20 protein-coding genes are annotated in these 22,278 nt (G+C 63.6%); 15 read left to right on the top strand and 5 right to left on the bottom strand.

Features of this window, described 5'->3' with window-relative positions; genetic code table 11:
* Positions 1-15: 15 nt before the first annotated feature.
* The 4 genes from JNE37_RS05825 to JNE37_RS05810 are packed head-to-tail and all read left to right on the top strand — an operon-like array spanning position 16 to position 3,624.
* Complete coding sequence (locus JNE37_RS05825) at positions 16-981, top strand: ABC transporter permease (RefSeq protein ID WP_203065627.1); 966 nt, start codon at positions 16-18, stop codon at positions 979-981.
* Positions 974-1,873, top strand: a complete 900-nt coding sequence (locus JNE37_RS05820) for an ABC transporter permease (protein WP_203065626.1) — start codon at positions 974-976, stop codon at positions 1,871-1,873. Before JNE37_RS05825 ends, JNE37_RS05820 begins: the two co-directional genes overlap by 8 nt.
* Complete coding sequence (locus JNE37_RS05815; RefSeq protein ID WP_203065625.1) at positions 1,866-2,852, top strand: ABC transporter ATP-binding protein; 987 nt, start codon at positions 1,866-1,868, stop codon at positions 2,850-2,852. The genes JNE37_RS05820 and JNE37_RS05815 overlap by 8 nt, the downstream gene beginning before the upstream one ends.
* Positions 2,836-3,624: an ABC transporter ATP-binding protein gene (locus tag JNE37_RS05810; RefSeq protein ID WP_203065624.1), complete on the top strand. Its 789-nt coding sequence runs from the start codon at positions 2,836-2,838 to the stop codon at positions 3,622-3,624. The genes JNE37_RS05815 and JNE37_RS05810 overlap by 17 nt, the downstream gene beginning before the upstream one ends.
* A gap of 48 nt (positions 3,625-3,672) precedes the next feature.
* Here the strand turns inward: JNE37_RS05810 and JNE37_RS05805 are convergent, their stop codons facing one another.
* The 3 genes from JNE37_RS05805 to JNE37_RS22775 all read right to left on the bottom strand — a co-directional run bounded on the left by JNE37_RS05805 (position 3,673) and on the right by JNE37_RS22775 (position 7,550).
* Positions 3,673-4,821: a GGDEF domain-containing protein gene (locus JNE37_RS05805; RefSeq protein ID WP_035036417.1), complete on the bottom strand. Its 1,149-nt coding sequence runs from the start codon at positions 4,819-4,821 to the stop codon at positions 3,673-3,675.
* Positions 4,822-5,187: 366 nt separating this feature from the next.
* The gene (locus JNE37_RS05800) at positions 5,188-6,972 is read right to left on the bottom strand and encodes a gamma-glutamyltransferase family protein (RefSeq protein WP_203065623.1); all 1,785 of its coding nucleotides are present in this window, start codon (positions 6,970-6,972) and stop codon (positions 5,188-5,190) included.
* 2 nt (positions 6,973-6,974) lie between these two features.
* A complete protein-coding gene (locus tag JNE37_RS22775; protein WP_203065622.1) occupies positions 6,975-7,550 on the bottom strand; it encodes an Lrp/AsnC family transcriptional regulator in 576 nt (191 codons plus the stop codon).
* Between the two features lie 217 nt (positions 7,551-7,767).
* Here JNE37_RS22775 and JNE37_RS05790 point away from each other — a divergent pair, with 217 nt between their 5' ends.
* The 7 genes from JNE37_RS05790 to JNE37_RS05760 all read left to right on the top strand — a co-directional run bounded on the left by JNE37_RS05790 (position 7,768) and on the right by JNE37_RS05760 (position 15,193).
* On the top strand, positions 7,768-8,796 hold the full coding sequence (locus JNE37_RS05790; protein WP_203065621.1) for an ABC transporter substrate-binding protein: 1,029 nt from the start codon (positions 7,768-7,770) through the stop codon (positions 8,794-8,796).
* Between the two features lie 80 nt (positions 8,797-8,876).
* The gene (locus tag JNE37_RS05785; protein ID WP_203065620.1) at positions 8,877-9,950 is read left to right on the top strand and encodes an ABC transporter ATP-binding protein; all 1,074 of its coding nucleotides are present in this window, start codon (positions 8,877-8,879) and stop codon (positions 9,948-9,950) included.
* A 95-nt stretch (positions 9,951-10,045) separates the two neighbouring features.
* On the top strand, positions 10,046-10,834 hold the full coding sequence (locus JNE37_RS05780) for an ABC transporter permease (protein WP_203065619.1): 789 nt from the start codon (positions 10,046-10,048) through the stop codon (positions 10,832-10,834).
* 3 nt (positions 10,835-10,837) lie between these two features.
* Complete coding sequence (locus JNE37_RS05775; protein WP_052015315.1) at positions 10,838-11,668, top strand: ABC transporter permease; 831 nt, start codon at positions 10,838-10,840, stop codon at positions 11,666-11,668.
* The gene (locus JNE37_RS05770) at positions 11,665-13,407 is read left to right on the top strand and encodes a M28 family peptidase (protein WP_246513536.1); all 1,743 of its coding nucleotides are present in this window, start codon (positions 11,665-11,667) and stop codon (positions 13,405-13,407) included. Before JNE37_RS05775 ends, JNE37_RS05770 begins: the two co-directional genes overlap by 4 nt.
* On the top strand, positions 13,404-14,204 hold the full coding sequence (locus JNE37_RS05765; RefSeq protein WP_203065618.1) for an SDR family NAD(P)-dependent oxidoreductase: 801 nt from the start codon (positions 13,404-13,406) through the stop codon (positions 14,202-14,204). The genes JNE37_RS05770 and JNE37_RS05765 overlap by 4 nt, the downstream gene beginning before the upstream one ends.
* Complete coding sequence (locus tag JNE37_RS05760; RefSeq protein ID WP_203065617.1) at positions 14,201-15,193, top strand: ketopantoate reductase family protein; 993 nt, start codon at positions 14,201-14,203, stop codon at positions 15,191-15,193. The genes JNE37_RS05765 and JNE37_RS05760 overlap by 4 nt, the downstream gene beginning before the upstream one ends.
* Positions 15,194-15,282: 89 nt before the next feature.
* Here the strand turns inward: JNE37_RS05760 and JNE37_RS05755 are convergent, their stop codons facing one another.
* Entirely contained in the window at positions 15,283-15,981 is a 699-nt protein-coding gene (locus JNE37_RS05755; protein WP_035091332.1) for a VIT1/CCC1 transporter family protein, read from the bottom strand.
* Between the two features lie 224 nt (positions 15,982-16,205).
* On the opposite strand from JNE37_RS05755, the gene JNE37_RS05750 reads away from it, so the two are divergent.
* The 4 genes from JNE37_RS05750 to glsA all read left to right on the top strand — a co-directional run bounded on the left by JNE37_RS05750 (position 16,206) and on the right by glsA (position 21,831).
* Positions 16,206-18,584, top strand: a complete 2,379-nt coding sequence (locus JNE37_RS05750; RefSeq protein WP_203065616.1) for a DUF4344 domain-containing metallopeptidase — start codon at positions 16,206-16,208, stop codon at positions 18,582-18,584.
* Between the two features lie 32 nt (positions 18,585-18,616).
* The gene (locus JNE37_RS05745) at positions 18,617-19,063 is read left to right on the top strand and encodes a hypothetical protein (RefSeq protein ID WP_246513534.1); all 447 of its coding nucleotides are present in this window, start codon (positions 18,617-18,619) and stop codon (positions 19,061-19,063) included.
* Positions 19,064-19,316: 253 nt separating this feature from the next.
* Entirely contained in the window at positions 19,317-20,843 is a 1,527-nt protein-coding gene (locus tag JNE37_RS05740; RefSeq protein ID WP_246513533.1) for an amidohydrolase, read from the top strand.
* A complete protein-coding gene (gene glsA / locus JNE37_RS05735; RefSeq protein WP_203065615.1) occupies positions 20,821-21,831 on the top strand; it encodes a glutaminase A in 1,011 nt (336 codons plus the stop codon). The genes JNE37_RS05740 and glsA overlap by 23 nt, the downstream gene beginning before the upstream one ends.
* A 50-nt stretch (positions 21,832-21,881) precedes the next feature.
* Here the strand turns inward: glsA and JNE37_RS05730 are convergent, their stop codons facing one another.
* The gene (locus tag JNE37_RS05730) at positions 21,882-22,178 is read right to left on the bottom strand and encodes a hypothetical protein (protein ID WP_203065614.1); all 297 of its coding nucleotides are present in this window, start codon (positions 22,176-22,178) and stop codon (positions 21,882-21,884) included.
* Positions 22,179-22,278 lie beyond the last annotated feature (100 nt).

The following is a 22,278-nucleotide window of genomic DNA, read 5'->3' as shown; positions in this document are numbered from 1 at the left end:
TTGCCGGAGAGACCCTTGTTCCGACTTTTCCTGCGATCTGTGGTGACGCTTATCGGGTCGGCCCTCATCGGGTCGCTCGTGGTGTTCCTGCTGCTGCGTCTTCTGAGCGGCGATGTCGCCACCATCATCCTGGGCAAGGGCGCGACGCCCGAGGCCCTGGCGGCGCTGCGCGACGAACTCGGGCTCAACCGGTCCTGGCCGCAGCAATATTTCGACTGGCTGTTCGGCCTCGTGCGCGGCGACCTCGGCAAGTCCTATGCGGCACAATACGACATTTTCCATGAAATCTGGTCGCGGCTCGGCCTGACCTTCAGCCTTTCGGTGGGGACGCTCCTACTCTCGGCCATCGTGGCGCTGGCGGCGGGCATCTATTCGGCGCTGCATGCGCGCGACTGGCGCGGCGGGCTGATCGACGTGATTGCCCAGCTCGGCCTCGCCATCCCGACCTTCTGGGCGGCCCTGCTGCTGATCGGGCTGGTTTCGGTGCGCCTGGGCTGGCTGCCGGCAGGCGGCTACGTGCCGTGGTCGGAAGACCCGGTGGGCGCCATCCGCAGCCTCATCCTACCGATCCTGGCGCTTTCCATTCCGATGATCTCGCTGCTGGCGCGCTATGTGCGCTCGAGCATGCTAGAGGTCACCAACGAGGACTATATCCGCACCGCCATGGCCAAGGGCTATACGCGACCGCGCGCCGTGGTGCTGCATGGCACGCGCAATGCCTCGATCCAGCTCCTGACGGTGGCGACGCTGCAGTTCGGCACGCTCATCGCCGGCACGGTGGTGATCGAGAACATTTTCGCGCTGCCGGGGCTGGGCAAGATGCTGATCGAAGCGGTCGGCAATCGCGAGGCGGTGGTGGTGCAATCGCTGGTCTTCGTGGTCATGCTCATGATCCTCGTGCTCAACTTCATCATGGACATCAGCTACGGACTGCTCGATCCGCGCATCCGGCATTCGAGCGCGGGAGGCGCCCATGGCTAGCGAAACGGCCGGTGCGTCGATGGCCGGGGACACCAGGAGCCCAAGCCTGCGCCAGCGGCTTTCCAGGCTGCCGCTGAGCTTTCTCGTCGGGGCATTCCTGGTGGCGCTGTTCGTGGTGGTGGGGTTCGTCTCGCTGTTCTGGACGCCCTACCCCGAGGGCGCGCTGAGCGTCGCCAACCGCCTCAAGGCGCCGCTGACCGATGGCTACATGTTCGGCACCGACCGCATGGGGCGCGACGTGCTTTCGCAGGTGATGGCCGGCGCGCGCAACTCGCTGTTCGTGAGCGTGATCTCGACACTCATCGCGCTGGTGCCTGGCGTCCTGCTTGGCCTTGCAGCGGCTTCGGCGCGCGGCCTGCCGCAGATATTGCTCAGCCGCGTGGCGGACGTAGGCGTGGCGCTGCCGGGCGTGCTGGTGGCGCTGGTGGTGGCGACGGCCATCGGCGCGGGCAACCTCGCCTCGATCATCGCCATCGTCGTCTGGTTCGTGCCGCTGGTGGCGCGCGTCACCATCGGGCCGGCTCGGCAGATTCTGGCGCGCGAGTTCGTGGAGGCCAGCTATTCCTATGGCCGCGGGCGCTGGTTCGTGCTGTTCCGGCACGTGCTGCCCAATATCGGGCCGCTCATCATCGTGCAGGGCTCGGTGATGTTCGCTTCCGCCATCCTCATCGAAGCTTCGCTCTCCTATCTGGGCGTGGGTGCACAGCGGCCGACGCCATCGTGGGGGCGGCTGCTCAACGAAGCGCTGCCGCTGATCGACAAGGCACCCTCCCTGATGATCTTCCCCGGCGCCGCCATCATGATTTCCGTGCTCGGGTTCAACCTCCTGGGTGACGGCCTGCGGACGATGCTCGACCCGCAGCAGCAATCAGGGAGCGCCCGCATTGCTTGAGATCCGCAACCTCAAGGTCGAGATCGGCGGCCGCGAAATCGTGATGATCGACGCGCTCGACCTGGGCACCGGCGAGCGGCTGGGCCTGGTCGGGGAATCCGGTTCGGGCAAGACCATGTCGGCCATGAGCGCGGTGGGCCTGCAGCCGCTGGGCGCGCGGGTGACGGGATCGGTCAAGCTCGGCGGGCGCGAACTCATCGGACTTTCGGACGGGCAATTGGCACAATTGCGCGGCGCCGAAGTGGGCGTGGTGTTCCAGGACCCGCTGCGCTCGCTCAACCCGCTGATGCGGGTGGGCAGCCAGGTGGCAGAGCCGCTGCGGCTCCATGCGGGACTTTCCAAAGCTGCAGCCATGGAGCGGGCGGTGGCGCTGCTCGAGGAAGTGCGCCTGCCCGATCCGCAGGGGCTGGCCCGGCGCTATCCGCACCAGCTTTCGGGCGGGCAGCGGCAGCGCGTGCTCATCGCCATGGCCATTGCCTGCTCGCCAAAGCTGCTCATTGCCGACGAGCCGACGACGGCGCTCGACGTGACGGTGCAGAAGGACATTCTCGAACTGCTGCTGCGCCTCAGCCGCGAGCGCGGCATGGCGCTGCTGTTCGTGTCGCACAATCTGGGCGTGATTCGCGCCGTGAGCGAGAAGGTGGCGGTGCTTTATGGCGGGCACCTGATGGAAATCGGGCCCGTGGACGAAGTGCTGCGCAACCCGGGCCATCGCTATACCGAGGCACTGGTGGGAGCCAATCCGGGACGCAGCCGCGTCGCCGACCTGCCCAGCCAGCAGGGCCAGCATCTGACCACCATCGAAGGCGCGGTGCCGGCGGCGGGCCGCTTCCCCTCGGGCTGCCGGTTCCGCAACCGCTGCGCCTTCAGCCTGCCCGGCTGCGCCGGGGACATTCCGCAGACGCGCCTGGCCTCGGGACACATCTTCCGCTGCCTCAACCCGGCTATCGAGGGAGGCGCCGATGTCGCTGCTGGTTGAAGCCGAGAACCTGCATTTCACTTATGCGCAACCCCTGCCCTGGCAGAAGCAGGCGGCGGAGCCGTCATGGATCATCGACGGGGTGTCGCTGGCCGTGGAAGCGGGCACGACGCTGGGCGTGGTGGGAGAATCCGGCTCGGGCAAGTCGACGCTCGTGCGCCTGCTCTGCGGGCTGCTGGCGCCGGGCAAGGGCGAAATCCGCTTCGGCGGGCGCGGCACCGGCGAATGGCTGGAGCGCGATGCGCGCGAATTCCGGCGGCGCAACCAGATGGTGTTCCAGAGCCCGGCCAGTTCGTTCGACCCGCGCATGAGCATTTTCCGCTCCCTGCAGGAGCCCGCCCGCGCCATCGAGCGCCGCGTGCCCTCGCGGCAGGAGGTGACCGGCTGGCTGGAGCGCGTCGGGCTGGGCCCGGAAGTGCTGGACCGCTATCCGCACCAGCTTTCGGGCGGGCAATTGCAGCGCCTGGCGGTGGCGCGGGCGCTCTCGCTCGGCCCAAAACTGCTCTATGCGGACGAGCCGACCAGCGCGCTGGACGTTTCGGTGCAGGCGAAAGTGCTCAACCTGCTCATGGACCTGCGCAAGGACCTGGGGCTGACATTGGTGCTGGTGACCCATGACCTCGCCGTGGTCGGGCGCATCTGCGAGACGATGATCGTGATGAAATCGGGCAGGATCGTCGAGACGGGCGCAACCGCCGACGTATTGGCCAATCCGCGCACCGACTACACGCGAAAACTCATCGAGGCGGCCGACGCGACGTCGCTGTTCTAGGGGCCCAGCAGTGCCGGTTGGGTATGGAGGGCTGTCGCGCGATTGCGCTCACCTGCCGCCCGCTGCTGCGGAGGACACGCGGTTCCGCCCGCTGTTCTTCGCCTTGTAGAGCGCATCGTCGGCTCGACGCAGAATGTTGTCGAACGTATCGAGGTGGTGTTCGCCGGTGGAGAGGCCTGCGCTCACCGTGCCTCGAAATCCTCCCTGCGGCCCCTGTAGAATCTCGCACGCGAAATCCGACCGCACGGCCTCGGCGATGGCGAGAGCCAAGTCCCGGTCGGTATCCGTAACAACCAGCAGAAATTCCTCGCCGCCGATCCGGGCCGCGGCTGATCTCGGCGGAACGCGTTGGCTGAGGACGGAGGCAAAGCGGCGCAGCGCCTCGTCCCCGGCAGCGTGGCCGTGCTTGTCATTGATCGATTTGAAGTGATCGAGGTCGAAGATCAGGACGGCGGTATCTTTTCCCAGGGACGTGGCGCCGAAGCGCTCGAAAACGGCGCGGCGGTTCAGCAATCCCGTCAACGGGTCGGTATTCGCCTCGTCGCGATGCTGCCGGGCGATGCGCGCCTGGTTGAGGGCAAGCGATAGCGCGCCTATGCCGGTCACCCCGACCAGCCCCATGATCGAATTGAGATCCTCCGCCCAGCCGCTGGGCGGCGCCTGCAACACCAGCGGGCCCTTGAGGTAGATCATGATGGCGCAGGGAATGAATGAGAGCGCGGTAACGCCATAGAGGGCCGCTATGCCGTTGACCCAGAGCGGCGCTTCCGACCGACCCCGCCAGAACTCCCAGGCCGTGCCAATCAACAGCGCGGCATTGACCAGGTTGCCCATGATGGCCCCCAGCGCATCGAAGCCCAGCAGGAACGGGATCGTTACAAGCGCTGCCGATGCGGTCGCTACAGCGACGATGCGTGCGCGCGGCAGCTTTCGCTCGGTGAAGAGGCACGCAGCGCTGAACAGGACGACGAATCCGCCTGTAAGCAGCATGTTGGAGCCCCAGAGCAGCACATAATTGTTGCTGACCGCGTTTATTGAAAAACCAGCGAAGGCTGCCATGAGAGTGCCCGCGCCAACAGCCCAGATCAGGATGAACCGCTCGGTGCGCGCAGCCAGCCACGTGACGAACAGCGTGGCCGAAAGCGCGAATGCGGCAAAACCGAGCGCAAGAAGCAAGGAGGTCTGGTCGACAAACACGGGGGCGATCTCAGATCGGAGCTGACAGTGCTTGTTAACGAGCGCGTCTGAGCAAATTCTTACGTTTACTTCTAGAAATCACAGCTTTCCCTCTTCGCGAAATTCCCGTCCGCCCGATCCGCCCGCCGCCGCGACTTTATCAGGCATCCGATCATACACGCAGATAACTAATTTCATCACGCGCCAAGTGCACGGGCAATATTTCTGTCGGCGTCTTCGGGCGAAGATTAGCGATGAGCTCAGGGACTATCATGCGTTCTAAGGCGAAGAACACGTCGTGAGCTGCTCCAGACGTTTTTCGCTATTGGCGCCCGGAATCGGGCGCCAGAAATCTCTCGGGGTGGAGACAAAACCGCGAAAGTCCTCTCACCTCCCCACGGCATAAGCCTGCATCATGCGCGGGGTGGCGGCAGCCAGTAATTGGCCGTCGGGGCGGCGTTCGGCGCAGGTTAGTCGGCCGCCGGACCAGGCGGGTGTGACAGAAACGTCGTGTCCGCGGCGTTTCAGTTCGGCGATTACCTTGGCGCCGAGCGTTTCTTCGACCGACAGGCCGCCGGGGGAGAAGCTGCGCGGCGCGAAAGAGGCCTGAACGTGGGTTGAATGAAATACGGGCGTATCGAGTATCTTCTGGAGGCTCTGCTCGCCGCGCAGGAGCTGGAGGAAAAAGACGAGCTGCCACTGGTCCTGCTGGTCGCCACCCGGCGTTCCTACGGAGAGGATCCGGCCATCCTCATGGATGGCAAGCGAGGGGGAGAGCGTGGTGCGCGGTCGGCTTCGAGGGCGTAACGATGATGGCAGGCCTTCCTCCAGCCAGAACATCTGGGCTCGAGAGTTCATCGGGAAACCGAGGCCCGGCACTACTGGCGACGACTGCAGCCACCCCCCCGACGGGGTGGCCGAAACGACGTTGCCCCATCTGTCGGCAACGTCGATATGGACGGTGTCGCCCTCCTTGAGGGTGAGGTGCGCCATGGTCGGCTCACCCGTGCCTATGCCGCCGACAGACAGACTTCCGGCCGTTGCGCGCTCGGCTGCACGTTCCGCAAGGTGACCGAGGCCGGCCAGGTCGCCGGGACGCTGTTCCAGAGAGGCCGTTTCGCCGATCAGTGTTGCGCGGCGGCGTGCGTAGTCGTCCGAAAGGAGCACATCGAGCGGAATGTGCGAAAAGTCCGGGTCGCCATAGAACGTATCGCGATCGGCGAAGGCGAGCTTGAGGGCTTCTGCAGCGAGGTGCACGAATTCGGCACTGTTGATCGGCGCTTCTTCTATGCGCGTGTGACGAAGGATGTTGAGCGCCTGCAGCAGAACCGGCCCTTGCCCCCATGGGCCGGTCTTGTGGATGGTCCAGCCGTTATAGCTGCCGCTCACCGTCGGCTCATAGTGTGCTTGCCAGCCAGCCATGTCCGCTGCGGTCAACAGGCCTTTGTTGCGCTGGCCGCTCGAATCCATGAGTTCGCCGCGCATGAGCGAGTCGACGCCTTCTGCGATGAAACCCCGATAGAAGACGCTGCGTGCCGCCTCGATCCGCGCCTCGCGGCTCCGAGCGCCTTCCGTTTCGCGCAGCAAGCGGCGCCAGGTTCGGGCCAGCGCCTCGTTCCGGAAAATGGCATGAGGAGCGGGGACCTTGTCGCCCGGCATCCATACCTCGGCAGAGCTGGGCCATTCCTTGCGAAAGAAGTCCGCGAGCTCCGCGACAGTGTTGGAGAGCCGCGGCAGGGCGGGGTGGCCTTGCTCGGCATAAAAGATCGCCGGCTCCAGCACCACGTCGAGCGGCAGGTTGCCGAAGTCGCGCAGAATCAGCATCCAGCCGTCGAATGCGCCTGGCACGACCGAGGCCAGAAGACCGGATCCGGGTACTTCGGTGAGACCTGAGGCCCGATAGGCTTCGATCGTTGCCGCGGCAGGCGCTGATCCTTGCGCGCACAACACCTGCGGCTGCTCGCCGGGCCGCACGAAAATTGCCGGCAGGTCGCCTCCCGGGCCGTTGAGATGCGGCTCCACAATCTGCAGCACAAAACCTGCGGCAGCTGCGGCATCGAAGGCATTTCCGCCTCTTTCCAGCATTGCCATGCCCACCGATGAGGCAATCCAGTGGGTCGTGCTGACGACGCCGAAAGTGCCGCGAATATCGGGCCGAGTCGTAAAGTCCATGGCTAAGGCGCTTCCTTCTGGTTGCCGTCGGCATCGCCTGCGCCGGAGGCGTCATCTCCAGTTTCTGTTACTTTTCGACCGGACGGCTCCGCTCCTGGCGTTGCCGCCAGCCCGTTGCGGAACCATTCGGCCCAGTTCCATTCGCTTTTGAGGACTTCGCCGAACTGCAGCGTTTCCGAGCTGATGAGGTCGGGCACGATTTCGAGGAGTTGGCGGGACACGAAGTCGAACAGTTCCTGGAAGGAATTGTGCAGCGTCTGGATGACGATGTCCGACGAGCCCATGGTCACCCCGACAAAGCGGACATGGTGGCGTTCGGCGAGCAGCGCGGCCGCATGTCGCACCGATTGCGGTGGGACCTTGAGCAGGACCATGGCGTTGCAGGCGATGCCGAGCGCACTGGGGCGTCCGACGGCGGCTATACGGATGTAGCCCTTCTCCTGAAGCCGGGCCACGCGCATGCGCACGGTGCCTTCGGAAATGCCGAGCTTGCGGGCGATTTCACGGAACGGACAGCGGCCGTCTTTGGAAAGTTCCACAACGATATCAAGGTCAGTCTGGTCGAAATCAGCGCTCATGGGCTTTCTCTCAGCAGCTCGCTCGAAGCGAACGTTTGACATCCGAAACTACGCATTGCGTGACAAAAGTCCATATCTGCTACGTAAGTCGTCTTGATATGAGCATTTCTTTGTGCAAACCTTCATATATCCGTAATCTCGAGGGGATTGGAGGTCTTCGGTGTCTCGCCCTGTTTCATCACCGCTTTCTCGCTTCCTGCGCATGGGTTGCGCAGCCTTGGCTCTTGCTGCGTCTTCGCCGGTGGTTCCGGCCTTGGCGCAGGACGGCAAGGTAAACGTCACCTTCTTCATCTGGGCTGGGTCCAACCAGGGGGTCATTCCGACCAAGGTGATCGAGGATTATCGCGCCGCGCATCCAAACGTGACGATCGATATCCTGGAATCGAACAACACCATCACCTATCCGAAGATGGTAGCTGCTCGTCGCACCACCCCGGATGATCCGCTGGTGCATTGCGGCTTCTTCAATGTCGACGCCATCACCAAGGGCAAGGTCGATGACATGTGGGCGCCGGTTTCGACCGCGGATGTCCCGAACATGGCCAACGTGCTCGAGCGCTTCGTGCGGCCCGAGGGCAAGGGGATCGGTTACCAGACCTCCACCATCGGCATTATGTACAACACCGACAAGGTGAAGGAGCCGCCCAAGAGCTGGAGCGTGCTGTGGGCTGATGGCAATGACAAGCAGGTCACGTTCTTCGACTACGACACGCGCATGCTGGCCATCGCCGCCCGACTGAACGGCGGGGATGAGCGCAATATCGATCCGGGCTTCGAGGTCTGGGCCAATCACGCCGGAAATATCCGCGCACTGGTGGATTCCAACGATGCGGTGAAGAACCTCATCGTCTCAGGCGACGCCTATTATTCGCCATGGTTCGCTTCGCTGGCCTCGGTCTGGATGAAGGAAGGCGCGCCGCTCGGTTTCGCCGCACCCGAAGAGGGGATGATTGCTTTTCCTGTGTACCTGGCGATCGCCAATGGCGTCACGCCCGAGGAGAAGAAGGTCTGCGGCGATCTCATCAATACCCTACTGGAGCCCGAGAACGCGGCCCGGTACGGCGAACTCACCTATTCGGTTCCCGTGACCACTAATGCCGCGCTCTCCGACGAGCAGAAGGCCAATCCGCTGCTAAGCCTGGAGGCCGCCGAAAAGGCGATCCTTCTCGATTACGACTACATCGCCGAGATGTCGTCCGACTGGCGTGAGAGATGGGACCGCGAGGTCAAGTTCAAGATGCGCTGACCCGACCGGTCGCCTGAAACAGACCGGCGGGCCGATAGAATGGCCCGCCGATCATTGAAAGCAAGAGTTAGGAGCGCGTCGTGCGCCAAGGCGTCGAATTTGTCGGTGTGTCGAAGGTCTTTGGCGGCCACGTCGCAGTGAACGGCATCAACTTTCACATCCCGGAAGGTTCGTTCTTCTCGCTGCTCGGTCCTTCGGGCTGCGGCAAGTCGACGACGTTGCGGATGCTGGCCGGCTTCGAGGATCCCGATCAGGGGCAAATCTGGATTGGGGACCAGCGCTCCGACGGTGTACCCGCCTACCGGCGGCCCACCAATATGGTGTTCCAGCGTTGGGCGCTCTTTCCGCATATGACCGTGCACGAGAACGTTGCCTTTGGGCCAAGCGTTCGCGGTGCGAGAGGCGGAGAGCTGAACCGGCAGGTGGCCGAGGCACTGGAACTGGTTGGGCTTGGTGCCTACGGCGCGCGTAAGCCGCGCCAGCTTTCGGGTGGTCAGATGCAGCGTGTGGCGCTTGCCCGTGCGCTCGTCAACAAGCCCAAGGTGCTGCTGCTCGATGAGCCGCTGGGCGCGCTGGACCTGAAGCTGCGCATGCAGATGCAGATCGAGCTCAAGCGCCTGCAGGAAAGCGTCGGCGCCACATTCGTCTATGTCACGCATGACCAGAGCGAAGCGCTGACCATGTCGGACAACATCGCCATCATGAGCGAGGGCAGCATCCACCAGATCGGGTCGCCGCATGAAGTCTATGACGCTCCCAAAACGCGGTTCGTGGCAACCTTCCTCGGAAATGCCAACGCTCTGCCTGTGGATGTTGAGAGCGTCGCCGGCGACACAGCTGCCGTCTCTCTGAAAGGCCTGCGCTTTGCGGCTTCGGTCGGCGCAGCTCCGACAAACGGCAAAGGCGATATCGTACTGCGCTATGAAGCCATCCGCATTGGCGCCGCTGCCGCGGCGATGGATGTGCGCACCAAGGCGCGTATCCGCGAGGTCGTGTTCTCCGGTTCCGCCATCGACTATGTGCTTGAAACCGAGCAGGGCATCGAACTCACCGCCCAGCAACCGCACATCGCCGATGAGAAGCCTCACGAGCGCGGGGTGCTGGTCGATATCGGCTGGCAGGCACGCGCCGCGAGGTTGTTTCCGCAAAAATGAGCGTCCAGACCCTCCCCACGGATGTCATCGCTCCGCGCTCGCGGTTTTGGCAAAAGCTGCGGCCCTGGCTGCTCCTGTTGCCGGCGTTCGCGTTGATGACTTTCCTTTTCGTGCTGCCTATCGGCGCTTTCCTGGAATACAGCGTCTACAGCTATGAGCGTGGCCGGCTGGTCGAGGATTTCACCTTCAAGACCTACCTGCTCTTCCTGACCGATCCCTACTACCACGCCATCATCTTTGACACGCTCAAGATGGCAGCGATTACCTCGTTCGTGTCGCTCATCATCGGCTATCCGCTGGCCTATGGTCTGTGGCGCTGCCGCTGGCCGGCGCTGCAACGCTGGTACGGGCTCATTATCTTCTCGCCGATCCTGGTCAGCGTCGTGGTCCGCTCCTATGGCTGGAGCGTGCTGCTCTCGGACCAGGGCGCGGTGAACTGGACGCTGATGAAGCTTGGCGTGATCCGGGAGCCGCTCGAGCTGGTCTACAATCTGACGGGCGTTGTCATCAGCCTTTGCCACGTATTCCTGCCGCTCGTCGTGTTCCCGATCTTTTCGAGCCTCGTGCGCATCGATCCAGCCCTTCGCGAGGCCGCCATGGATCTGGGTGCCGGTTGGTGGACCACCTTCCGCCGCGTCATCTTCCCACAAAGCCTGCCGGGCGTGGTGTCGGCTCTCCAGATCAGTTTCACGCTGGCGCTCGGCGCGCTGGTGACGCCGGCCGTGCTCGGCGGTGGTCGAGTGCTCGTCCTGCCCCTGCAGGTTTATCGGGCCACCTCCGACATCAACTGGCCGGTAGCCTCGGTCGGCGGCCTCGTCCTTCTGGTCATGGCGCTGATCACGGTCGCCCTGTGCAACCGGCTGTTGGCCTATAGCGAGAGCTGAGCGATGACACGCAACTGGCCCCATATCCGTCATATCGCTCTCGCGCTTTTCTGCGCGGCCGGCGCGATCTACATCGTCGCGCCGTTGGCGATCGTCGTGCTGAACTCCTTCTCGTCCACGGCCTACAATGTCTTTCCGCCGGAAGGCTATTCGCTCCGCTGGTACGAGAACCTCGCGCAACAAGGCGCGTTCCTGGGAGCGGCCGTGCGCTCGGTCATCCTCGCGACCCTGGCAACTGCAATCGCCCTGGTGATCGGAACGCTCTCTGCCTATGCGCTGGTCAAGTACCGGCTGCGCGGACGCGATATCGTCAAGGCATTCCTGATGGCGCCGGTTGTCCTGCCGAGCATCGTGCTGGGCGTCGCGCTCTTCATCTTCTTCGTTCGCGTCGGTATTGCCTATTCGTATCCCGGCCTGCTCCTGACCCACGTGCTGGTGGTTACGCCTTTCGTTATCGCCATCACGGCAGCGGGCTTTTCCAATTTCGACTGGTCGACGGAAGAGGCTGCCATGGACCTGGGAGCCGGTCCGATACGGACGTTTTTCCGCGTCGTGCTCCCGCAGATCCGCGCTGGTGTGCTGACGGCGGGCCTGTTCGCCTGGATCACCTCGTTCGATCAGGTGGAGACCACGCTTTTCCTCGTTCGGCCCGGCGACAACACGCTGCCGATCGAGATGTTCCTCTATCTCCAGAAATGGCAGGACCCGACGATTGCTGCCCTTTCTAGTCTTTTGATCCTGCTCGCGGTCGCGATCGTCATCGTCATGAGCATCGCGGGCCGCAATCGCACGCCGGACGGCCTGGTGATGCAAGGAAAGGAACCCAGCAAATGACCGATATTTCGAGCGTCCGCGGCGCCGTCGATGGCGACATCATGTGGCGCCACCTCGAGGAATTCGCCAAATACCAAAAGGAAGCCGGTACACCGGGCGAGCTCGAGAGCCTGCGCTATTGCGAAGACGTTATGCGGTCCTACGGCTATCGCACCGAGCTGTTGTCGCACGAGGCCTATATCAGCCTGCCCAAGCCGGGTGCCTCGGTGAAGGTGGGAGGCGTCGAAGTCGGCGCTATCACCCATTCCTTCTCGCGCTCCGCTCCGGCCGGTGGCCTTAAAGGCAAGGTCGTCGATGTCGGCAAAGGCATGCCCGACGACTACAAGGGCAAGGATGTACGCGGCAAGATCGTGCTGATGGATGGCATCGCCAATCCGGTGGTGACCATGATCGCCTGCCGAATGGGCGCTATCGGACAGATCCACGTCAGCCCGAGCGAGCAGCGCCATGAAATGTGTATCTCGCCGGTTTGGGGGAGCCCTGACGATCACAAGGCGAAGAACCTGCCCACGAGCGTGGTCTGCACCGTGCGCGAAAGTGACGGGGCGAAGCTGCGCGAGGAACTGGCAAAGAACGGCGCGGCTGACGGCGTATTGGTTGCCGATGTCGACACGGGTTGGCGCCCCACGCCTATCCTGGTCGCGGATATGTCCTCAAGCGCAGGGGGCGACGAGGAGCCCTTCGTCTTCTACACCGGCCACCATGACACCTGGTATTATGGCGTGATGGACAATGGCGGCGCCAACGCCACCATGATCGAGGTGGCCCGTATCGCCGCGCTGCATCGCGACCAGTGGAAGCGCGCACTGCGCGTCGTATTCTGGTCCGGCCACAGCCAGGGCCGCTATTCTTCCTCCTCCTGGTATGCCGACCACAATTGGGAAGAGCTGCAGAGGCGCGCCCTCGTGCATGTCAATGTCGACAGCACCGGCGGCAAGAACAACACCGTCGTTGCCGACACCGCCGCAGCGGCCGAATTGCGCGGCCTGGCCAGCGAGGCCATCCGCGAAGTGTCCGGTCAGACTTTCGGCAATGCCCGCATGGCGCGAGCCGGCGATCAGTCTTTCTGGGGCATGGGCGTGCCGGCGATCTTCGGCAATATGAGCACTCATCCTATCGAAGCTGCACCTGCCGCCAACGGCCCTGTCGCCATGTTCCGGCCCGGCAAGTCCGGCGGCTTCGGCACCGGCTGGTGGTGGCACACGCCGGACGATCTCATCGAGCAGATGGATAGTGATATCCTCGTCCGCGACACCCAGATCTACATGCATACCGTATGGCGGCTTCTGACCGATGCTGCCCTGCCGTTGGACTATGCTGAGCATGGTCGCTACCTGTTGGAGGAACTGGCCTCGTTGCAGACGGCCGTGGGCGCCCGCTTCGATCTTTCCGAATTGCAGCGGCGCGCAGAAAAGCTGGTGGCGCTGGCTTCCGCCCTGCCTCCCGACGCCGACCCGGTGCTGGTCAACGGCATCCTCTTCAAGGTTTCCCGCGCCCTCGTGCCGGTTGACTACACCGATTGCGACGCCTTCGATCACGATCCGGCTCTGCCGATGCGCGCCTATCCCTCTCTTCAGGGTGTGCGCGATCTGCCGACGCTGCCGACAGGCTCCGACGAAGAAAAGTTCATGACCACGCGCCTGGTGCGAGCGCGCAACCGCGTCGCCGTGGCTCTCGCCGCGGCATGCGCTGCGCTCGAAGAAGGCCTTGCCGAGTTGAAGAAAGGAAAGCCGCAATGAGCGGGACGCAATTGCTGTCGGGTCGGACTGCCGTCGTTACCGGCGGTGGCGGACGGATCGGCAAGGTGATCGGTGCGACGCTGCTTCGAGAGGGGGCCAAGGTCGCCTTCGCCGACATGACGCTTGCGGCCGCCGAAGCAGGCCGTGCGTTCGCAGCCGGTTCGGATGCCAATTCTGTTGCTGTTGCCGGCAACGTCGTGGATGAGGTTGGCGTCGATACGATGTTCGAGGCGGCCGAGAAAGCAGTCGGCCTGCCCGACCTCCTGGTCACCGCGCACGGCATCTATCCCAACCTGCCGCTCGTCGACATGACGGCGGAAGAATGGGATCGGACCTTCGCCATCAACGTCCGCGGCCCCATGTTCCTGTCGCGCTGGCTTGCCCGTCGCTGGATCGCCGAAGGCGTGAAAGGCGGCATCGTCAATATCACCTCGGGCGCCGGCCGCTCCGCCCGCGCTGGCAGCAGCCATTATGCCAGCTCAAAGGCCGCGATGAACATGGTGACCGAGGTGCTGGCCATTGAACTCGGACCGCATGGCATTCGCGTCAACGCCGTCGCGCCCGGTCTCATTCTCGATGACGTCATTTCCGAGGAATCCACGGGTCTGCACGGCTATGTCAACGACATGATCCGCGCGACCCCGATGCGCCGGACGGGCGCTCCTTCGGACATCGCTGAGGCCGTAGCCTTCCTCGCCTCCGAGCGCTCGCCCTGGACCACGGGAGCCGTGCTCGAAATTACCGGTGGCTCCCATTGCGGCCGCCCGCATGTTCCGCTTACCCGAGACCTCAAATGAACTATACGATCATCGGCGCCGGTGCCATCGGCGGTGTTGTGGGCGTGGCGCTCCACGAAGCGGGCCATTCCGTCACGCTGGTTGAGGCGAACCCCGACCATCGTGCGGCGATTGCCCGTGATGGCCTCCAGATTTCCGGCTTCCGTGAGAGCACGACCCGTCTCAAGGTCATTGCGCCTGAAGACCTGCAGCCCGGCCAGGAGCGCGTACTGCTTGCCGTCAAGGCGCCGCATACCAACGCAGCAATTGATCTCCTCAAGGGAAAGCTCGCGGAAGACGGCTTCATCGTCTCCCTGCAGAACGGCCTCAATGAATACGCCCTGGCAGAGGCCTTCGGCGCCCACCGGGTCATCGGCGCCTATCTTACCTTCGGCGGCTTCATCGAAGCGCCGGGCAAGATTCGCTATGCCGGTGAGGGAAGCTTCCGTGTCGGCGAAGTCGACGGCACGATCAGCCCGCGCGTTGAAGAACTCGCCGCCCACCTACGAAGCCTGCAGGCCTGTGAGGTGACCGACAACATTTTCGGCTACCTCTGGGCCAAGATGGTGGTTGGTGCCGTCTACTACGGCACGGCCGTACTCGACCGCGACGTGCTCGACATCTATGCCGATCCCGACGCCATCCGCCTCCTGTCAAGCGCCGCACGTGAGGGCGCAGAAATCGCGCGCCTGAATGACGTCCGACTCGTAGATGTCGACGGCTTCAGCCCCGACGCCTTCGCCGACGACGACCCCGCCCGCATCGCAGCCTCCTGGGACGCGCAGCGCGCCTATTGGGGCGGTCATACCGGAGGCGTGGGCCGAACAGGCGTTTGGCGCGATCTCGCGGTACACCACCGCAAGACCGAATGCAGCGAACACGTCGGCGCCATCACCCGTCGCCGCGGCAACCACCCCACACCGACCCTGGACCGCATCGCCCAATGCGTAGCCGAAATCGAAGCGGGCACCCGCACTGTCGGCTGGGAAAACCTCGCTTTTCTCGCGTAGGCCGCAAACTAGAACGGCTTGCTACATGGGTGGGGCCGTTCTGAGGCCGCTAGCATACTCGAGCAGCTATCCCGCCGCCACTACCCCAACTAGGCCGCCACCCCGAAGACCGTGCCGATGACGGCGGTTGCGGCCATGGCCAGGGCGCCCCAGAAGGTGACGCGAATTGCGCCTTTGGCGATGCCTGCGCCGCCGGCCGATGCACCGAGGCCCCCCAGGATGGCGAGACCCACTATGGTAGTGGCGGCGACGGTCCAGCCTGTGGCTGCCGTCGGGGAGGCGATGGCCACGAGGATCGGCACGATCGCGCCGGCCGAGAAGGTCAGGGCCGAGACGATAGCGGCCTGAATCGGCCGGGTTTCGACGGTTTCGGATATGCCGAGCTCATCGCGGGCATGTGCCGCCAGCGCATCGCCAGCCATCAACTGTTCGGCCACCTGCCGCGCGAGCGGCTCGCTCAAGCCGCGGGCAACATAGATGTCGGTGAGTTCGTCGAGCTCACCTGCCGGATTGTCAGCCAGCTCCCTCCGCTCGCGCTCGAGGTCTGCCTTCTCTGCGTCGGCCTGAGAGCTCACCGAGACGTATTCCCCGGCCGCCATCGACATTGCACCGGCAACGAGGCCAGCGAGACCGGCGATAAGTATCGCCGACCGATCCGAGCCTGCTGAGGCGACGCCCACTACGAGGCTGGCAGTAGACACCAAGCCGTCATTGGCGCCGAGTACCGCTGCGCGCAACCAGCCGATCCGGTGCACCATATGGACTTCGTTATGGGTCAGACGGCTCATGGGGACCTCGGCGTTCGACTGGCTGCTGCCACACTAGCAGCAACGAGGGTTTGAGGAACTGGCGATCCTGTCGCTCCCCCCAGGAACGAATGGGGAGTCTCTTGACTGACAGGCACTCACAGACGATCACTTTTCGCGTGCACTTCAGGCGGTCGTTCGGCGCCGTCCATTTGATCGCGAGCTCGGGGCGTTTGGCTCTGGACTGACAGCTGGTACGAGTAAAAATGTTCAATCGCATTATTTCCGCGCTTCTTCCCTTTGTTCTTTTCACCGGAATCACCGCGACGTCGCCGGTACAGGCGCAGGGCAAATACGACGACCTGCTCGGCCCGCTGGGGGACGGCGTCTCTCAGCAGTTGTTGAAGGGATGGCAGGCGGGGGTGCGGGACGGCTGGTTCGTCCTTCGCAACGAGTCAGAGGCTGAATCGGAGCAGACCCTGACGGTCAAGGCCGGCACCGCGCCCGAGGATGGGCGGCTCACGTCGGTCAACATCTCGCTCAACGCCAAGAAGGACACCGCTTCCGTCGGCATATTGGTGCAAAACGGGGAAGACCTGTGCCTGATGGAGATCGTCGCGAGCGCGACGGCGCGCCTCTTCTGCGTGTCGAACGGCAAGTACCGGGAAGTAGCCTCCGTGCCCAATGCCGCCAAGCTGGACGGCAGCGACGTCATCTCGATGATTGATATCCCCGGGGCAGCCCGCTTCTACGTCAACGGCAACAAGATCGGCGACCTGGACGGGGAGCCGGCACTGGGCTCCGAGATCGGCATCATGGCCTATGATGTGGGGACTTTCGGTCTCGCCGATTTCTCCATTTCGGCGTTGCAGGCCGCCAGCGACAGTAACGGCGGCGGCAATACCGACAGCGGGCTACCTCCGAGGGGCGGTGGTTCGACGGGAAAGGGTAATTCGGCCGCGACGGCGGAGGCCGGGGATGGCGAAGGGCCGCTGCCCATGTTCGGGGGCGACAACGTCCGTATCGTTGCTGTCTATGCCGGGCTGATCGACAGCATCTTCATGCATGAATTCGGCCACGCGCTGATTGGAGAGCTGCAACTTCCCTCGACCGGGCCCGAAGAGGACGCCGTCGATATTTTCTCTGCCCTGCGGGTGATCGAGCCCACGATGTATCCATCAGGGGACGCAGACACCGACAAGATCGGTAGCGGGGCTGCCAAGTACGCGGCTCTGCAATGGTACTATAACGGCAAGCTGGGCGAGCAGCAGGGTGCCTCCACACCCTGGCAGGACGAGCACACGGCCGACCTCAAGCGCTTCCGCAACATCTTTTGCGTGATGTATGGCGGCAACCCGGCGATCTTCGAGGATATCGTCGCGCAGGTTGGCTTCAGCGAACAGACGCTTGGCCGCTGCGAGGAGGAGTTCAACAAGCAGAACCGTGCCTGGCGCACGATCCTGGCGCCTCATACCCGCGTCGGGGCGTGGAATCCTGACGGGCTGCTGTCCGCCGAGGCCCCCGGCGCCTCGATAAAGGTCACCTTCGAACAATCGCGGTCGCGCGTCGGCAATTTCATCGCGACCCTTCTCGCCGAACCGCTCCAGGGTTTTGCGGATGAACTGGCGAAATCCTACGCGCTGCCGCGTCCGCTTTCCGTCATCTATCGAGATTGCGGCGAGTTGAATGCCTGGTACAGCCCGAAGGAAGCCAGCATCACGATGTGCTACGACCTGATCGAAAACCTTGCGGTAATGATTTCGGAGGTCGAGTCGGACGCGCCAGATAGTGGCACGGCCAGCCCCAAGCCTGCGGGCTTGGATGTGCCCGCCAACAGCTCGTTCGATGCCATGGACGAATTGAAGGACGCGGGTGTGCCGCCCACCATCTTGCTCTTCACCGCGCCCTATCGAGGGCCGACACCCAATTCGCACCCGCGGGCAACGATCGTGTCGACCGCAGAGGTGGTCGACGCCCTCAAAGGGGAGCCGAAGCTGATCCTGATCGATACCAGCGGGAAAAGTCAGACGCTGCCGGGGGCGATCGTGGTGGACGACGCCGGCCGCGATGGCAGCGTCACCGATAGTTTCCAGGGAGCGATGTCCCAGTTTCTGAAGGACGCGACCAGCGACGATACCTCGACGCCGATCATCGTCTTCGGAGCCGGTCCGGAGGATCGCTCTTCCTACAACGCCGCATTGCGGGCGGGGACGCTCGGCTTCAAGGTCTACTGGTATCGCGGCGGCGTCGAAGCGTGGGCCGCCAATGGCCTACCGCTCAAGCCGGTCGGGGCCAGTTCCGAACCCGAAGCGGAGGCGAACGCGCAACCCGATGATGGGCTGCGGTTTGCCGTCTATGAGGGCGTGGATTTCTATGGCTCGGACGTCGCCAAGTCGCGCGTCGAGGACGTGCCCCAGTGCCTGCAGGCCTGCCTCGCCAACAAGCAGTGCCAGGCTTTCACGATGAACGTCAACCCGGCGATCAAGAAGGGGCCGAACTGCTTCCTCAAGGACAGCACGGGTAAGGGCGAGTTCTACGAACAGGCAATCTCCGGCACGTTCCTCGCGCCCGGAAGCGACGGTGGCTTCAAGGTCGGCAACGAGGTTGTTCGCCCCACGGATATATTCACCGGCAATGGCAAGTGATCGTCGGTACGCGGCATTCTCGGAGACAAATCATGTTCAGGAAGACGATATTGATCGCGTCGCTTGCCGTTCTGGCAGGGCCCGTATTCGCCCAGGACGACGCCATCGATCGGTCCGGGATCTATGAAAGCGAGGGCGACGGACAATCCCTTCGCGTTGACCTGACGCATTTGTCCGGAGATCGCTATTCCGCTGCCATCTCCTCGACAGTGCCGATCACCGATGGCGTGCCCGGCTGCGGAGGCGGTGTTGCCGGTGAACTAAGCATCGATGGCACCGAAGCTATGCTCTCGGTTCCAAACGAAGGCTTTGTCGAGAAGGAAAAGGAAACCCTGCAAAACAGCCGGTTCTGCAAGGTGAGCCTGACGTTCCTCGACGAGTACACGCTGGAGTTGGAGGAGGATTCCGGCTGCTCCTACTATCACGGCGCCAGCTGCAGCTTCACCGGCACCGTCGTGCACGAGGCGAGCGGCATTTGACGGCCGGTCCTCAGTAGAAGTGACTCCATCGCTCGCCCGGAAGCGGTGATCGACCGACGCAATAAGGAATAGGCTGCCAAATCCGGGGACGCTGAGCACATCTAGTGCTGCCTGCCCTTGCTATGCTTGCCTCCCAACCAAGTTGCGTGGAGGCGTTCAGATGCAAGGTGCTGATGATTTCAAGATTGGGCGTAGAGGCCTGATCCTTAGTTCGGTAGCGGGCGCAGGAGCGTGGCCATTCTTCGGGGCCGGGATGGCCCTGGCGCAGGCGGCACCGGATGCTGCCGCGGCGGAAGCAGCCGCGGCCGCCGAGCCGCCGGCTTCTGCCAAGGTGGCGCAGGATGCGGTCAAGAAGGTCGAGGACATCATCCTGCGGATCTCGCGCGAGGTCTGGGAGAATCCGGAACTCTCGCTACACGAGGAAATTTCTTCAGAAATCCATATTCGCGAGCTCAAGGCGGCCGGGTTCGCTATCACGAGCACCGGCACGTCCGGTATTCCGACGGCCTTCGTCGCCGAGTGGTCACAGGGGGAGGGTGGCCCCAAGATCGGCTTCCTGCCCGAATACGACGCGCTTCCGGGACTGGGAAATGCCGCCGAACCGCGGCAAACGCCGGGGCCCAAGGGCGTGGAAGTCGGGCACGGCTGTGGCCACAATATGCTGGGGGCAGGCTGCACGGGAGCGGCCATTGCTCTCAAGGAAATGATGATCGCCGACGGCACGCCGGGTACGCTACGCGTCTACGGCTGCGCGGCGGAGGAGACCGAGGGCGCCAAGGTCTACATGGCCCGCGACGGGCTCTTCAACGATCTCGATGCCTGCCTCGCCTGGCATCCAGCGCCTGCCAACGGCACCGGCCTGCTGCGCACCGCGGCGATCGACATGATCAATGTCCGCTTCCGGGGCCGTACGGCGCACGCTGGTGTCGATCCCTGGGAGGGGCGCAGCGCCCTCAAGGCGGCAGAGCTCTTCGGCGCCGGCATTCAGTACATGCGCGAGCATGTCAGGCCGACGACGCGGCTCCACTACGTCTATACGTCGGCGGGGGAGACCCCGAACGTCATTCCAGACAATGCCGGCATCTTCATCATGATCCGCGATGCGGATCGCGACCAGGTGCGCGCGGTAAGCGACTGGGTGCGCGAGGTCGCTCAGGGTGCTGCGACGATGACGCGGACCGAAGCCGAACTCGACCTTTTCTTCGGCCTGCACGACCTGCTGCCCAATACGCCGCTGGTCCAGACGCTGCACCGGCACATATCGGCGACGCCGATCGAGTGGACCGAAGAGGAGCAGGAGTTCGCGCGTACCTGCCAGAAGGAAATGGGCCTGCCGCCGGCAGGCATTCTGGATTCCGTCCTCCCGATCCTGCCCGAGATCACCATGGGCGGGGGCACGGATGTCGGCGACGTCAGCTACAACACGCCGGTCGGTCTCTTCGCTATTGCCACCATGCCCGTAGGCGTGGGCTTGCATACCTGGCCGGTTACCGCCTGCGGTGGCATGACCATCGGCGACAAGAGCTCGCTCTACTCGGCAATGGTCATGGCCGGCGTCGGCCACGACCTGTTGACGGACAAGGATCTGCGCGATCGGGTAAGAGCCGATTTTGAGAAACGCCTGGGCGACAAGACCTTCATCTCGGCGCTTCCGCCCGACAAGCTGCGCCCATCCGGCATACCGCCTCATCTGCTGCTGAGAGACGGTAGCGGCGAACTCGTCGAGGAAATCGTCGAGTACGAGGCGGGGGAGGTCGATGGCCAGAGCGCCACTACCTGATCTCGACCTCTCGCCCGCCATTTCCTTCATCTCGACCGGCGGCCTGCCGCCCGCCAGCCGGGTCGGCGAACTCGTCACCGAGGCGCATTCCCGGTTCCGGACGGTCGAGCTGGGGGCCAACTCGACGGTCTATCCGGCCCTGACACGTGTGCCGAGCGAGCTGTTCGGGATTTGCGTAGCGGGAACGGATGGCGAGATTTTCTCGGTCGGCGACGCCGACCGGGAATTCGCCGTCATGAGTGTCTCCAAGCCCTTCATCTTTGCGCTCATCTGCGACCTGATCGGCCCTACCGGCGCGCGTGAAAGGCTTGGGGTCAACGCGACGGGTTATCCGTTCAATTCCCTGACAGGCATCGAGCGTAGCCAGAATGGCCGCACGAACCCGATGGTCAATGCCGGCGCAATCGCCACCACCAGCCTGGTTCCGGGCGACAGCATGGATGACAAGTGGACCTTCATCAGCGAGGGGCTGTCTCGCTTTGCCGGCCGCGGCCTGGCGGTGAACGAGGACGTCTATGCTTCCGCTTCCGAAACGAACTTTCGCAATCGCAGCATCGCGTGGATGCTTGCCAGCCGGGACAGCATCTATTGCGACCCGACGGAAGCGGTCGATCTCTATACGCGCCAATGCGCGCTGAACGTCTCCGCCAGGGACCTTGCAGTCATGGGGGCCACTCTGGCCCACGGCGGCGTCAACCCGATCACACGCGAGCAGGTCGTCAGGCCCGAAACGTGTCACTACACGCTCGCCGTGATGCTGACAGCCGGTCTCTATGAGACGTCCGGCGATTGGCTCTACGAGATAGGCTTGCCCGGCAAGAGCGGCATCGGCGGCGGGATTGTCACGGTATCCCCAGGCAAGAGCGGCCTTGGCGTATTCTCCCCGCCGCTCGACGACGAGGGCAATAGCGTCAGGGGACAGTTGGTTGCCCAGTTTCTATCGCAACGGCTTGGTCTCGACCTGCTCGTGTCCTCGCCGAGCGGATGAACGCTGCAAAAGCGCCGTGACTGATCCTGCTAGTGAGCGGGCTATCGCGCCTAGTGCGTGGCTTCCGAATGATCGTGAGACACATGAGCTGCGTTGTGTTTCCGAATGGGTAGCGCGCTCAATACCGACATGACGAAGTCGAAGGTCTTTCCATCTTCGAGCACGGCCATATCGATGTTCCCGTTTTCCATGTTTTCGAGCAGTTCGGCGCGGGCCGCATCGGCGGCATCCACTCCGAGCTTCTCGTCGATGCGGTTCAATAGAAATCGCAGCGAGAGATGGAGTGAATTGACGACTATCTTGATCTGCTCCAGATCCGAGCCGGCCGGTATTTCATGATTTTCCATTTCGCTACTCCTAGACGGTTGGCCTCAGCCCCAATGCGCAGACAATTCCGCCTGGACGGTCCACTGCCAACAAAATGCGGCCGGGACAGTATCTGTTCCA

Origin of the sequence: Paradevosia shaoguanensis (genome assembly GCF_016801025.1) — a bacterium.
Lineage (GTDB): Bacteria > Pseudomonadota > Alphaproteobacteria > Rhizobiales > Devosiaceae > Paradevosia > Paradevosia shaoguanensis.
The sequence above is the reverse complement of the archived record's forward strand: the minus strand, read 5'-3'. Positions and strand labels throughout refer to the sequence as shown.